This is a genomic window from Paenarthrobacter sp. NPDC058040 (genome assembly GCF_042885775.1).
GTDB lineage: Bacteria > Actinomycetota > Actinomycetes > Actinomycetales > Micrococcaceae > Arthrobacter.
On record NZ_JBHVRN010000008.1, the window covers coordinates 276,676 to 290,720 of the forward strand.

Genomic DNA, 14,045 nt, shown 5'->3' on the forward strand with positions numbered 1-14,045 from the left:
AAAGCACAGGGACAACTAATTGCTGGCCCCCCGCAAGTTCCGGCCGTACTGACCGGTCCTAAGGACGCCGGCCAGGAATGGACTGCAGGTTTTCAAAGTTTTTTGGACAGGGCTTGTTTCGAGCACCCGGATGGAATCCAGAGAACCGAGAGCATCTGAAAGGTAGTCGTGGAGTTCCGAAGGATTTTTACAGAACACCAGGGCTACCAAGTTTGTTTGGCCGGTAGTGGAGGCCAGGAAAGCGACTTCTTTATGTTGGCTCAGGATCGTTGCTGCTCGGTTCAGATGGGCAGGGGCGATCGACATCCACAACAGGGCTTGCGTTGTGATGCCGTACATTTCTGCGCCGATCTCAACGTCAAAGGTGAGTATGCCATCAGCCTGCAGGGCCGTGAGCCGTCGTCTAACCGTGGAGGCGGAAAGCCCGGTTTCGGTGGCGAGGTCTGCGTAGCTCGTGCGGCCGTTACGTTGCAGTTGGGTCAGCAGGAGCCAATCCGTAAGGCCCAAAGGTGCTGCAGGATCCGCTACGTCAACGTCGTTTGGTAAACCAGATCCTTCGTGAAGCTGAGTCTGCTGCCAGTCGGAGAGTGCGGCTGTGTGACCCTGCCACGCAGTTGGTCCACCCAGATATGTATGGAGCAGGCGATGGGCCGACACAGATGTGATGCTGGCCGTGCGAGGGATTTCGCGCAGTAGCAATGAGTGGTTTGCCGCCGAATTTGCGGCCGTGACGAGGCAGAGCTCGTTTCCGCCGGCCATGCGCCGTACCCATGTGGTGTCGTCTCGCCGAGCCAATGATTCCGCAATGCGTTGAGCGGTGTCCGGGCGGGTTGAGAGCCGCAAAATCCATTTTTCACCCGAGGAGCGCCGAGGGTCTACTACGCCGACGACACGAAGTGCTGCTTCGGTGCTCAGCCTCCGGTATCGACGGGCAATAGTTTGTGTGGACACGTTCAGTACTTCGGCAATACGGCTGAACGGCAATCGACCGTCTATGCGTAGGGCATGAATAATCGAATGGTCCAGTTCGTCGAGGTCTGGCTGCTTTTGACCAGGGACACTCAGCATATTTCCCAACACCCGTTTCTTAGGTTCCAAACTAGGGTTGCAGTACTGGGTGTGCGTCCCCGAAAGATAAACGTTTGAGTCTGAGGCGCTGACGGGTGGTTCCATTCAGTACGTGTAACTTGTTGCGCCGCGTCCTGACGGGAACCACCTGCTGAGTCCCCAGTAATATAGCAGGGCTTCCATCGCACCATCGCAGAGGTTTGGCGGACCATGTCTGCGTGAATATCCACCACGGGGGCCTTCTCGATGGAATCATTAGGTCAATCTTGGGTAGTCAATGCGCCCTGGCCGACGGATCGACTTGACTGAATACGTGTTCGTCATCGAGAACGGCCATTCCAAGAGGGCTGACGGCGACGAGCATGTATTCAGGGCCAACATTCCTGCAGTTGCGGACGCTTGGTACGCAAGCAGGTTGGCATCCAACACGAGAAACGGAATTGTTTGTGACCACGAATCGGACACTCATCATCATCACCCACCCGAATCTCGAAGAATCGCGTGCCAACGCTGCCCGGATCGCCGAGATAGAGAACCTGGGTAACGTCACCGTCCACGACCTCTACCAGAACTACCCAAATTTCGAGATCGATACGGCGCGAGAGCAGCAGCTGCTGCGTGAACACGACACATTGATTCTGCAGTTTCCGTTGTGCTGGTACAACGTAACTCCACTCATGAAAGCGTGGTTCGATGCTGTGCTGAACTATGGCTTCGCGTTTACCCTTGATGGTTCAGCCTCAGCACTCCGCGGCAAGAAGGCTTGGCTGGCAGTTTCTGTGGGCAGTGACTTCGACACATACTCACCAGAGGGAGTTGCCCGGCGGAGCCTGGAGGAGTACCTCGCTCCTGTGCGTCAAACACTTGAGTTCTGCCAACTCGAGTATCAAGGTATTCACGCGGTTTACGGCATGATGCTCAATCCTTCAGACGAAGACCTCATTCTCGATGCAAAGGAATACGGCAGGCTTGTTGCGACGAGTGGGGTGCCTGTGGGATGACGATCGTGTCCTCGGGCCGGCGGGTGGCCATGCAACCCCGGGGGAGGGTTGGCTAGCCGGTTTGATCAAGCGTTGCGCCTAGGGGCCCTGGTTCACCTGTGGCGGAAGGACCCTATTCCGGACAGTAGCTGTCCGTGGGCAGGGGTAGATTGATTGCATGAGCCTTGCCCAGGAAATCAACCGCGTCGTCGCTCCCTTTGAAGTCGTCAGCGAATACAAACCTGCCGGTGACCAGCCCACCGCCATTGCCGAGCTGACCGAGAGGATCAACAACGGCGAGAAGGACGTTGTCCTCCTGGGCGCCACCGGTACCGGCAAGAGTGCCACCACGGCCTGGCTCATCGAGCAGGTTCAACGGCCCACCCTGGTGATGGTGCAGAACAAGACCCTTGCCGCGCAGTTGGCCAATGAATTCAGGGAGCTCCTGCCGAACAACGCCGTCGAATACTTCGTGTCCTACTACGACTACTACCAGCCTGAGGCCTACGTCGCGCAGACGGACACCTTCATCGAGAAGGATTCCTCCATCAACGAGGAAGTCGAACGGCTGCGCCACTCCGCAACCAATGCCTTGCTCACCAGGCGCGATGTCATCGTGGTTGCCACAGTGTCCTGCATCTATGGCCTGGGTACCCCGGAAGAGTACATCGCCGGAATGGTCACCCTGCGGAAGGGCGCGGAAATGAACCGTGACCACCTCCTGCGGAAGTTCGTGTCCATGCAGTACGCCCGCAATGACATGGACTTCCACCGCGGAACATTCCGGGTTCGTGGCGACACCGTGGAAATCATTCCCATGTACGAGGAACTTGCCATCCGGATCGAGTTCTTCGGCGACGAGATCGAGAACATCCAGACCCTCCACCCGCTTACCGGCGAGGTGGTCCGCGACGAGGAAGAGATGTACGTTTTCCCGGCATCCCACTACGTCGCCGGCCCGGAGCGGATGTCCCGCGCCATCAAGCGGATCGAAGACGAGCTGGCGGACCGCCTGAAGGTCCTGGAAAGCCAGAACAAGCTGGTGGAGGCCCAGCGGCTCCGGATGCGCACCACTTACGACCTCGAAATGATGCAGCAGATGGGCTTCTGCAACGGCATCGAAAACTACTCCGCCCACATCGATGGCCGTGCCGCCGGGACCGCCCCGCACTGCTTGTTGGATTACTTCCCGGACGATTTCCTCCTGGTGGTTGACGAGTCCCATGTCACCATTCCGCAGATCGGGGCCATGTATGAAGGCGACATGTCCCGGAAGCGCAACCTCGTTGACTTTGGCTTCCGCCTGCCCTCGGCGATGGACAACCGGCCCCTCAAGTGGGACGAGTTCCTGGAACGCATCGGCCAAACGGTGTACCTCTCGGCGACGCCCGGCAAGTACGAGCTCGGCAAGGCCGATGGCTACGTCCAGCAGATCATCCGGCCTACCGGTCTGATCGATCCGGAAGTGGTGGTCAAGCCCACCAAGGGCCAGATCGACGATCTCCTGGAAGAGATCCGGACGCGGACTGCCAAGGACGAACGCGTCCTCGTGACCACGCTGACCAAGCGCATGGCGGAGGACCTCACCGACTACCTGGTAGGCCACGGCGTCAAGGTGGAGTACCTGCACTCGGATGTGGACACCCTTCGCCGCGTGGAGCTTCTCCGGGAGCTCCGGATGGGCGTGTTCGATGTGCTGGTAGGCATCAACCTGCTCCGTGAAGGCCTCGACTTGCCCGAGGTGTCCCTTGTCAGCATCCTGGACGCGGACAAGGAGGGCTTCCTGCGTTCGTCCACGTCCCTCATCCAGACCATCGGCCGTGCCGCGCGTAACGTTTCCGGCCAGGTCCACATGTACGCGGACAAGATCACCGATTCCATGGCCCATGCCATCGATGAAACCAACCGCCGCCGAGCTATCCAGGTGAAATACAACCAGGACAACGGCATTGATCCTCAGCCACTGCGCAAGAGGATCGCGGACATCACGGACCAGCTGGCCAAGGAAGATGCTGACACCCAGGAACTGCTCAACAACAACAGGCTGGCCAAGGGCGCCAAGCGCAGCAAGACCAGTGCAAAAGGTGCGGCAACCGTTCGGCAGGACGGCCTTGCCGCCGCGCCCGCCGAGGACCTGGTGGGTCTGATCGAGCAGCTGACGGAGCAAATGCACGGAGCGGCGGCCGAATTGCAGTTCGAGGTCGCGGCCCGGATCCGTGACGAAGTCAAGGAGTTGAAGCGCGAGTTACGCCAGATGCAATCAGCAGGGCACGCCTAAGGTAAAGTTGGATCCACGTAGGGGAGTATCCCAAGCGCTACGTCCGTCAACACGCAAGGCACAGATGCCTCGCCGGGCCTAGCGGGTCGCCACAAGTTGCCTTCCAGTGCATCACGGCGGCCGGAGAGACTTACACCGCTTTCCCGTACCCTGCGAAAGGCCTTCTTTAATGGAGCTCCCTATCTGGTTTGAGGTCGGCTCGTTTGTCGCCCTCGGAATCATTCTGCTGATCGATCTTCTTCTGGTCGTCAAGCGTCCCCACGAACCGTCAATGAAGGAAGCCGGCCTGTGGGTCGCCTTCTACGTAGCGTTGGCCATGGTCTTCGCCGGCGCGATGTTCTATTTCACCGGCCCGGAATATGGCAGCCAGTTCGTCGCAGGTTGGGTCACTGAGTACAGCCTCAGCATCGATAACCTCTTTGTGTTCATCATCATCATGGCCCGCTTCTCGGTGCCCCGGAAGTACCAGCAGGAAGTGCTGATGGTGGGCATCATCATCGCGCTGATTCTCCGCGGCATCTTCATTGCCCTGGGTGCCGTGGTCATCGAACAGTTCAGCTGGATCTTCTACATCTTCGGTGCGTTCCTCCTCTGGACAGCCTGGAAGCAAGCCACCGACTCCGGTGAACATGAAGAAGACGTGGAGAACCCGCTGATTGCCCGTATCCGCAAGGTGCTGCCTATGTCGGAGAAGTTCGACGGCGGCAAGATCCGCACCACGGTCAACGGCAAGAAGGTCTTCACGCCGATGCTGATTGTGTTCATCACCATCGGCATGACCGACCTCCTTTTCGCCGTCGACTCCATCCCGGCGATCTTCGGCCTGACCCAGAGCGCGTTCATCGTGTTCACCGCCAACATCTTCGCGCTGATGGGCCTGCGCCAGCTGTACTTCCTGCTGGGTGGCCTCATGACCCGGCTCGTGTACCTTAAGCACGCCTTGTCCGTCATCCTCGCGTTCATCGGCGTCAAGCTCGTCCTGCACGCCATGCATGTCAACGAACTGCCGTTCATCAACGGCGGCCACCACATCGAGTGGGCACCTGAGATTCCCACGTTCGTATCCCTTGGCGTCATTGTCGGCACCATCATCATCGCCGTCGTTGCCAGCCTGCTGAGCCCGGCCGCACGCCAGGCGCAGATCGATGCCCGCCTGGAAGAAGACGCCAAGAAGAGCATGAGCGAGGCGGAGTAACCGCACCGCGGACGTTGTAGTCTCGTGAGGTGACTACCACTTCACCTACGGCGCTGGACCCCCAACGGGTCCAGCGCCGTACTGTTTTCCTGCTCGGTTCCTCGCAGTTGCTGAGCGGCATCGGCAATGGTGCCACCCTCTCCATCGGATCGTTGCTTGCTGTAGACCTCTCGGGTTCGGAGGCCTGGGCTGGTTCCATCACCACGGTGCTTACGCTCGCTGCAGCTGTCACGGCGTTGCCGCTGGCCAGGCTCGCCGAAGCCCGGGGACGCCGGGTGGGCCTCGTGACCGGGCTGGTTGCCGCTTTGGCGGGGGCGCTGCTCATGATGGCCTCGGTCGTCGCCGGATCCTTCGTGCTGCTTCTGCTGGGCGGGGCCTTCCTTGGACTGGGCACCGCCGCGAATCTCCAGGCGAGGTTTGCCGCCGTCGACCTCGCCGAAGCCGAGCACCGCGGCAGGTCGCTGTCCACCGTTGTCTGGGCCATAACGATTGGTGCCGTGGCCGGACCGAACCTCATCCAGCCCGGTGCCGCCGTCGGCTCCGCATTGGGAATGCCGCCAATCGCGGGCCCCTTTGTTTTCTCGGCCATGGGCTTGTTCCTGGCCGCCGGGCTGCTCTTCCTCGGGCTACGGCCGGACCCGCTGTTGCTGGCCCGGCGCCTTGCTTCGGAGGCCGCCGGAAACGCGAAGCCTGCCGTGCGCGGCAGCATCCGGTCCGGGCTGGGCGCAATCCGCTCCTCACCTCGGGCCATCCTGGCCCTGGCGGCCGTGCTGGTGGCCCACGGCGTCATGGTGGCAGTCATGTCCATGACCCCGCTTCACCTGCAGCAGTTGGTGGGTGGTGCCCACGCCGAACACCACACGACCGACAGCACCGACGCGTTGGTGGTGATCGGGCTGACGATTTCCCTGCACATTGCCGGCATGTTTGCCCTGTCACCGCTGTGGGGTTGGCTGACGGACAGGGCGGGCCGGCTTCCCACGATTGCCATGGGTCATGGATTGATCCTGCTGGCCGTCCTCGTGGCGGCCTTGGGCCAGGCCGAACCCTTCTTCGTGACGGTGGGGCTGATCCTGCTCGGTCTCGGATGGTCCGCGGCGACCATCGCCGGATCAACGCTCCTTGCGGAAAGTGTCGCGGAGAAGCAAAGGGTCACGGTACAGGGTGTCTCCGATACGCTCATGGGCGCTGCCGGGGCAGTCGGCGGAGCAACGTCAGGACTGGTCCTCGCGTTACTTGGCTACCAGGGCCTCAACGTGGCGGGCGGTGTGCTGGCCGCAGTGGCGTTGGGTTGGACCATCGCCACCGTGGCCAGGCACAAGGTGCGTACGGCAGCCTAGCGGCTGCCCCTGACCAAACCGAACAGCCGACGGAAGATGCCTTCGCCGTCCTCGCCAATACCGTCGTGGTGGAATTCGTCAGTGACCCACGGCTGGAGCCCGCGTACGGCTGCCGCGGTTTCCATGGAGAGATCGTGGTCCACGTAGATGTCGTCCTTGTAGACCGCTGCTGCCACAGGAATGGTGTTGGTAGCGAGCCGGTGGGGATCGTACAACGGAGCCCAATCTTCCTTCGCGGCCAACAACTCCGCTACCTCGCGGAAGGGGACAAGTGACGGATCCTGGTCGAAGTACCACGGATACACCATTTCACCCGTCAACAAAGGTTGCCCTGCGGTTGGCTCGAATTCCGGGTACTCCTCCAGGACCCGCCACGCAGCCCATTTGGTTGCTTCCCCCTGGGCGTAGATGGATTCGTGGAGCACGGCGTACAGGGGATTGGCGGCACGGCTGACCAGCGAACGGACCTGCTCCAGGAACGCCTCCGACAGGCGCGGCCCTGTTGCTGTTTCGACGAACGCATCCTCCAGGAGGTAGTGCAGGGAGTCCACGCGGGTATTGCCGCCCAGGTAAGAGCCCACCATTTGGAAGCGCTCCAGGGTGAGTCGTTCGCCGCTCGCGAGGAACTCCGGCTGTTGCTCCAGGTGGCGTGCGATCCTGGTGACCACGTCCCGGTCTTCCGGATACCAGCCGAAGTATTCGGTGTTGCGGGCTGCCACCCGACGGAAGGTGGCCCGATACACGCGGTCGGCGGGACCTTGGATGGGGGCCAGGCCGCCGGTGATCATGACTTCGCGAAGTCCTTCGGGAGCAAAGGACAGGTAGCTCAGCGCGCAGAAGCCGCCGAAGCTCTGCCCGAGCACACTCCACGGACCTGAGCCCAGGGTCCGCCGGATGAATTCGGCGTCGGCCACGATCGAGTCCGCCCGGAAGTGGGTCAGGTATTCCGCTTGGTCTTCGGCGTTTCCGCGCAAGGCCAGGGTGGGCTGCTCCACGGGCGTGGACAGGCCCGTTCCGCGCTGGTCCAGCATGAGGATCCGGAAGTCCTTGGCGGCGGCCTTCATCCAGCCTGCCAGGGATGTCACACGGTTGCCGCGCCCACCGGGACCGCCTTGCAGGTACAGAAGCCATGGGAGCCGTTCGGCTTCTTCTTCGCTGTGCTCGGTGGACGAGTACTCACGGGCAAAGACCGTGATGGTCTCGTCCGTGGTCGCCTTGGGTCCGTGTCCACCCTTGTTGCCCCAGGCCTCGATGAGGCCATGGTTGAGCGGAACAGTGAAAAAGTGCTCAGCGGTCCGAAGTCCGCGGAACTCGTGGCGTGCACGGATCCAGTGCTGTTCAGCCACGGGCCAGGGCCTTGCCGTCATCTGTGCTCAACGTTCCGAATGCCGCCAGGGCATCACCCGTCAAACGGAAGGTGGACCACTCATCCATGGGCAATGCACCCAGGCCCTTGTAGAACCTGATGGACGGCTCGTTCCAGTCCAGGACGCTCCAATCCACCCGCGCGTAGCCACGTTCGACGGCGGTCGCCGCCAAGTGCTGCAGGAGCGCCTTGCCATGGCCCTCGCCCCGGGCTTCAGGGATGACGTAGAGGTCTTCGAGGTAGATGCCGTGGACGCCTTCCCAGGTGGAGTAGTTCAGGAACCAGAGCGCGAAACCCTGCACCGTTCCCGCGGCGTTCTCCGCCATGGTTGCGTAGACCCGCGGGTTCTCCCCGAACAGGACCTCCGTCAGCATCTCCGGGGTGTTCTTGACCGCGTCCGGTTCCTTTTCGTAGATCGCCAGATCATGGATCATGCGCAGGATTGCAGGGACGTCATCAACAGTTGCGGGGCGGATTACACTCATGGATTCGAGCTTACTAGGGCATGCTCACGCGGGAAGGCTCCAAGCGGGTTGCGAGGAGCCGTAGGCCACCGGCGGGACCGAATATTCCAGCGGTGTGCCGTCCACCAGGAGGGGCGGTCCCACAAACCGCAGGCGACCATGCGGGCTGCCCTTTTCCACATACTTCGGCGCATGGAGGGGGCCGACCGGCTCCCTTTCGGATACTTCCCCCAACCCAAAGAGTCCCTCGGCGGTCCGGGCCAAGGACAAGCGGGCCAAGCCGCCCCGCCCGGTCAGGCTCCGTTGGGCCAACAGTCCAAGCACGGACGCAGCAAGCCCATAGCCCGTGGCGTGGTCCAGCGCTTGTACGGGCAGCGCACCTGGCCGCCACCCGTCGTCGTCCGCCATCCCGTACGTCGCAGCGATGCCGCTTGCCGCCTGCACCAGGCTGTCGAAGCCGCGGCGATGTTGCCACGGGCCATCGCCCCACGCAGTCAAGGTGGCCACCACCAGGTCGCTGCGCCCGTGGACGAGGGCTTCAGCGCCCAACCCGTAGCGGTCCAGTCCGCCGTCGCGGTAGCCGAGGACGACGACGTCCGCCGTGGCTGCCAGGTCGCGGACCCTCTGCTGGCCTCCGGCGTTGCGGAAGTCCACCACGGCGCTTCGCTTGTCGAAGCCGGAGTCGATGAAGGCGTCCTGCAACTCCGGGAATTGCGGAGGGTCGATGCGCAGGACGTCCGCGCCCAGGGCGCCAAGCAGGCGGGTGGCCGCAGGGCCGGCGATGACCCGGGTGAGGTCCAGGACCCGGAGGCCCCGCAAAGGACGGCGTACGTCTGCGGAAGATTGCCACGTCCGTGCCGGCGCCCGTGGACCGGACGCGGGAACAACCTGGATCCATGGGATGCCGGCGAGCTGCTCCCTCATCGGTGTGCCGTACCAGTCGTCGCGGCGGCGCACGGCGGCAGCCACTCCGCCCCTGTCATTGATGCGAGCTTCGGCTTCCAACGCCGTCAGGCCGAGGAGCGCGTCCGCTGCGTGCTCCGGTGAGCGTATGTGGAGCGCTTCAAGCAACCGTGCAGCGTGGTGCGGATAATTGGCATGGAGGCGGATCCAGCCATCCGAGGTCCGGCGGAACCCTGAAAGGCCTGCGAAACCCACGGCCGGCTTTCCCGCGATGAGCAGATGTCCCAGCGAATCGAAAGAGGATGCCGTCCGGTGCGTCGACACCGTGTACCGGGAGCTGGTTGTCAACGCATTCAACGCGGTGGCAGCGGCCTGAACGGATCCGATCGCCAACCCCTCGACGTCGAGTGGCCCGCGCCACCACCTTCGGGGACCGTCCCAGGAAGCGGGCGCCACTGCGGCCAAGGCGGGCAGGGTCCGCAGGCTGTCCAGCAGATCGGGGACGGTCTCCACGAAAGGCTCCTTACAAACGGTCGACGGCGGTAACCCTCACCACCGCGGTACCGGACTTGTCCGACTCCCCGAGGTCCACTTCCGCGGAAATGCCCCAGTCGTGGTTCCTTGCCGGGTCATCGAAGATTTGCCGGACGCGCCAGATTCCGGGCTCCTCGGTGATGATCAAAAGCCCCGGTCCGCGGGCGTCCGGTCCCGTGCCGATGTCGTCGTGCTCATCGAAATAGTCGTCAAGGACGTCTTCCCAACGCTCCGCATCCCAGCCGGCGTCGGCATCGAGTTCCCCCAGGGCGGCCGAATCCTCGTCGGCAAAGAGCTCCACGCGCCGGAACATTTCGTTCCGCACCATGACACGGAACGCCCTGGGGTTCGATGTCAGGGAAGGGGGCGGCGGCGGGGGAGCGTCATGCGGAGTCGGAGCAAGTCCGGACGTGAGTTCCTCCCATTCATCGAGCAGGCTGGAATCGACTTGGCGGACCAGTTCGCCGAGCCAGGCGATGAGGTCTTCCAGGTCATCCCGCAACACGTCCTGGGGAACCGTCTGGCGCAGGGCCCTGAACCCGTCAGCGAGGTAGCGCAGCACGATGCCCTCGGACCGGGCCAGACCGTAAAACTGCACGAACTCGCCGAAATTCATGGCCCGCTCGTACATGTCCCGGATAATCGATTTCGGTGCCAATTCGAAGTCGCCTACCCACGGGGCGGCCTTTCGGTACACCTCGAACGCTTCGCCCAGAATGTCCGCCAGGGGCATGGGGTAGGTGACCTCGTCCAACATGGCCATGCGTTGGTCGTAGTCGATGCCATCGGCCTTCATGGCGGCTACAGCTTCGCCTCGGGCCTTTTTCTGCTGGGCGGAGAGGATCTGCCGGGGTTTCTCCAACGTAGCTTCGATCACGGACACCACATCGAGGGCATACGCCGGTGACTCGGGATCCAGCAACTCCAAGGCCGCGAGGGCGAAGGGGGAGAGGGGCTGGTTGAGCGCGAAATTTGCCTGCAGGTGGACCGTCAACCGGACTGAACGTCCTTCGGCGGCCTGCTCTTCCTCCGGAACCCGTTCCACCACTCCCGCGGCCAGCAGTTCACGGTAGATACCAAGCGCCTTCTTCATGAGCTTCAGTTGCGAGGCACGTGTCTCGTGGTTTTCGCTGAGCAGCCGACGGGTGGCCAGGAACGGATCGCCCGGTCGCTCAAGCAGGTTGAGCAGCATGGCGTGGGTGACCGTGAAGCTCGAGGTCAGCGGTTCCGGCACGGACTCCACCAGCCGGTTGAAGGTCGGTTCGCCCCACGACACGAAGCCTTCAGGTGGCTTCTTTTTCACCACCTGGCGGAGCTTCTTCTGGTCGTTGCCGAACTTGGCGGTGGCCTTTGCCATCGCCTTGGCGTTTTCCACCACGTGTTCCGGAGCCTGGACCACCACTGTTCCGGCGGTGTCGTATCCGGCACGCCCCGCCCGTCCGGCAATCTGGTGGAACTCACGGGAGTTGAGCACCCGGGTGCGGACGCCGTCGTATTTGCTCAAGGCGGTGAGCAGTACCGTGCGGATCGGCACGTTGATTCCCACGCCGAGTGTGTCCGTTCCGCAGATGACCTTAAGTAGCCCGGCCTGTGCCAATTGCTCCACCAAACGGCGGTACTTCGGCAACATGCCTGCGTGATGGACGCCGATGCCATGGCGGACCAGCCGGTTCAGGGTCTTTCCGAACCCGGCGGCGAAACGGAAGTTGGCAATGAGTTCGGCTATACGGTCCTTTTCCTCACGGCTGCACATGTTGATGCTCATGAGGTTCTGGGCGCGCTCGATCGCCTCGGCCTGGCTGAAGTGGACCACATAGACCGGCACCTGTTTGGTGGAGAGCAAGTCCTCGAGGGTCTCGTGCACAGGCGTCTGGTGGTAGTAGTAGTGCAGCGGAATGGGGCGCTCCGCGGAACTGACCGTGGTGGTGGTCCGTCCGGTCAGCCGGGTCAGGCCTTCCTCGAAGCGGGTCACATCGCCCAGGGTGGCCGACATCAGCAGGAACTGCGCCTGGGGCAATTCAAGGAGCGGGACCTGCCAGGCCCAACCACGCTGCGGGTCCGAGTAGAAGTGGAATTCGTCCATGATCACGGTGCCGGCTTCTGCCGCAGCGCCTTCGCGGAGGGCCGTGTTGGCGAGGATCTCGGCCGTGCAGCAGATGATGGGGGCGTCCTGGTTGACCCCGGAGTCGCCGGTGATCATGCCGACGTTTTCAGCACCAAAGACCTCGCACAGGGCAAAGAACTTCTCGGATACCAGCGCCTTGATGGGTGCCGTGTAGTAGCTGCGCCGGCCTCGAGCCATCGCTTCGAAGTGCGCGGCGATGGCCACCATGGACTTTCCGGAACCGGTGGGCGTGGCCAGGATGACGTTGGCCCCGGATGCGAGTTCCATCACGGCTTCGTCCTGTGCCGGGTACAGCTGCAGGCCGCGGCTTTCCGTCCATTCAACAAAACGGGTATAGATGTCGTCCGGACCCAGGGGATTGTTGGCGGTTGAACCGGAAAGCTGCTCGAGAAGTTTCATTGGTTTCCAGCTTAGTGCCCGCAACCACTAGGCTCGCTCCTGCAGGGGTGCCCGCGGCAAGGAGGCTTTATGAAATGGGATCCGTCCAAGTATGTCGAGTTCGGCAACCACCGCGACCGGCCGTTTCATGACCTCGTGGCGCGGGTCCAGGCAGAGGATCCACGCGAAGTCTTCGACCTCGGATGCGGCCCCGGCAACCTGACCGCCACGCTCGCCGGGCGTTGGCCACAGGCCCGCATTGTTGGTATTGACTCGTCCTCCGAGATGCTGGCAAAGGCGGACGTCCTCGCAGCCGATGAACCGAATCTGGACTTTGAGCAAGGAGACATCGCCCATTGGCGCCCCTCTCCGGACGCAGATGTCATCGTGACCAATGCTGCCTTGCAGTGGGTTCCCGGCCACCGGGACATGCTGGGCGGTTGGTTGCGTGCCTTGAAGCCGGGCGCATGGTTCGCCCTGCAGGTCCCCGGCAATTTCACCTCGCCATCCCACACACTGATGCGGGAGCTCGCCGAATCGCCCGCGTGGGCAGCACGCCTGGGTGGCGTGTTGCGCCATGACGGCGCGGTTGGCAGTCCCGCGGACTACTTGGACATCATGCTCGACGCCGGTTGCACGGCTGACGCTTGGGAGACCACCTACCTGCAGCTTCTGCCGGGCAGCGACCCCGTCCTTGAGTGGGTCCGGGGAACCGGACTCCGGCCGGTCCTCGCGGCGTTGTCCCCGCAGGAGGCTGCCGAGTTCGAACAGGAATACTCGGCCCTGCTCCGGGAGGCCTATCCGGAAACCGGACACGGAACGGTTTTCCCCTTCCGCCGGATCTTCGCTGTCGCACGCAGGAATCCGTGAGGCCGGGCAACCCCGCAGGGAATTTCACAGCCATCAGTGCCTTGTCCCGGCACTGCGTCGCTGGTCTAATTCTCGGCATGGACCAAGGAAGCTTCGATCAGCCGGGCGTGGCGTTGCCATCCGGCGGGTGTCCGGCATGATTTCCCCCAATGACTTCCCTGGGACATGGCGTCCCAACACCAACAGCGGTGTTGCCCTTTTTGAACAATTGAGGCTCCGGATTATTGAACTCGCGGACTCGGGCGTGCTTGCCGTTGGTGCCAAGCTCCCGCCGGTCCGCAACCTTGCCGGTGTGCTGGACGTTGCCCCGCACACCGTTGCCCGGGCCTACAAGGAGTTGGAAGCTGCCGGAGTGGTGGCCACGCGGGGGCGCAACGGGACGGTCGTTTGTGCGCGCGACGACCGGTGGGGCGCGCTTGCTGATGTTGCGGCGCAGTACGCCGCAGCTGCCAAGGCGCAGGGCGCATCTTTTGCCGAGGCGGTACAGCTGCTTGCCGCCGCTTACGACGCCGATTGATACCGATCAGTAGGGTGTGAGCTACCA

General features: G+C 62.6%; 11 protein-coding genes. 6 read left to right on the forward strand and 5 right to left on the reverse strand.

Annotation, left to right across the window (positions count from 1 at the left end):
• Positions 1–15 precede the first annotated feature (15 nt).
• Positions 16–1,068, reverse strand: a complete 1,053-nt coding sequence (locus ACFVSJ_RS13580; protein ID WP_387437359.1) for an Lrp/AsnC family transcriptional regulator — start codon at positions 1,066–1,068, stop codon at positions 16–18.
• Between the two features lie 446 nt (positions 1,069–1,514).
• Between ACFVSJ_RS13580 and ACFVSJ_RS13585 the strand changes: the two genes are divergently transcribed.
• From ACFVSJ_RS13585 to ACFVSJ_RS13600, 4 genes are all read left to right on the forward strand, one after another.
• Positions 1,515–2,069 carry an NAD(P)H-dependent oxidoreductase gene (locus ACFVSJ_RS13585; RefSeq protein ID WP_387437319.1) on the forward strand — a complete coding sequence of 185 codons (555 nt, stop codon included), beginning with the start codon at positions 1,515–1,517 and terminating at the stop codon, positions 2,067–2,069.
• A 157-nt stretch (positions 2,070–2,226) separates the two neighbouring features.
• Positions 2,227–4,326, forward strand: a complete 2,100-nt coding sequence (gene uvrB / locus ACFVSJ_RS13590) for an excinuclease ABC subunit UvrB (RefSeq protein WP_387437320.1) — start codon at positions 2,227–2,229, stop codon at positions 4,324–4,326.
• Positions 4,327–4,495: 169 nt separating this feature from the next.
• Positions 4,496–5,521 (forward strand): TerC family protein, encoded by a 1,026-nt coding sequence (locus tag ACFVSJ_RS13595; protein ID WP_387437321.1) that lies wholly within the window; start codon positions 4,496–4,498, stop codon positions 5,519–5,521.
• Between the two features lie 29 nt (positions 5,522–5,550).
• Positions 5,551–6,861: an MFS transporter gene (locus ACFVSJ_RS13600; RefSeq protein ID WP_387437322.1), complete on the forward strand. Its 1,311-nt coding sequence runs from the start codon at positions 5,551–5,553 to the stop codon at positions 6,859–6,861.
• On the opposite strand, the gene ACFVSJ_RS13605 is transcribed toward ACFVSJ_RS13600, so the two are convergent.
• Genes ACFVSJ_RS13605 through ACFVSJ_RS13620 form a run of 4 tightly spaced genes read right to left on the reverse strand, consistent with a single transcriptional unit; the run spans position 6,858 to position 12,652 of the window.
• Positions 6,858–8,228: an alpha/beta fold hydrolase gene (locus ACFVSJ_RS13605; RefSeq protein WP_387437323.1), complete on the reverse strand. Its 1,371-nt coding sequence runs from the start codon at positions 8,226–8,228 to the stop codon at positions 6,858–6,860. The two genes, ACFVSJ_RS13600 and ACFVSJ_RS13605, sit on opposite strands and share 4 nt — an antisense overlap.
• Positions 8,200–8,712 carry a GNAT family N-acetyltransferase gene (locus ACFVSJ_RS13610; protein ID WP_387437324.1) on the reverse strand — a complete coding sequence of 171 codons (513 nt, stop codon included), beginning with the start codon at positions 8,710–8,712 and terminating at the stop codon, positions 8,200–8,202. Before ACFVSJ_RS13610 ends, ACFVSJ_RS13605 begins: the two co-directional genes overlap by 29 nt.
• Positions 8,713–8,736: 24 nt before the next feature.
• Positions 8,737–10,107 (reverse strand): CoA transferase, encoded by a 1,371-nt coding sequence (locus ACFVSJ_RS13615; RefSeq protein ID WP_387437325.1) that lies wholly within the window; start codon positions 10,105–10,107, stop codon positions 8,737–8,739.
• A 10-nt stretch (positions 10,108–10,117) separates the two neighbouring features.
• A complete protein-coding gene (locus ACFVSJ_RS13620) occupies positions 10,118–12,652 on the reverse strand; it encodes a DEAD/DEAH box helicase (protein WP_387437326.1) in 2,535 nt (844 codons plus the stop codon).
• Positions 12,653–12,721: 69 nt separating this feature from the next.
• Here ACFVSJ_RS13620 and ACFVSJ_RS13625 point away from each other — a divergent pair, with 69 nt between their 5' ends.
• Complete coding sequence (locus ACFVSJ_RS13625; protein WP_387437327.1) at positions 12,722–13,501, forward strand: trans-aconitate 2-methyltransferase; 780 nt, start codon at positions 12,722–12,724, stop codon at positions 13,499–13,501.
• Positions 13,502–13,637: 136 nt separating this feature from the next.
• Positions 13,638–14,018, forward strand: a complete 381-nt coding sequence (locus ACFVSJ_RS13630; protein WP_387437328.1) for a GntR family transcriptional regulator — start codon at positions 13,638–13,640, stop codon at positions 14,016–14,018.
• Positions 14,019–14,045 lie beyond the last annotated feature (27 nt).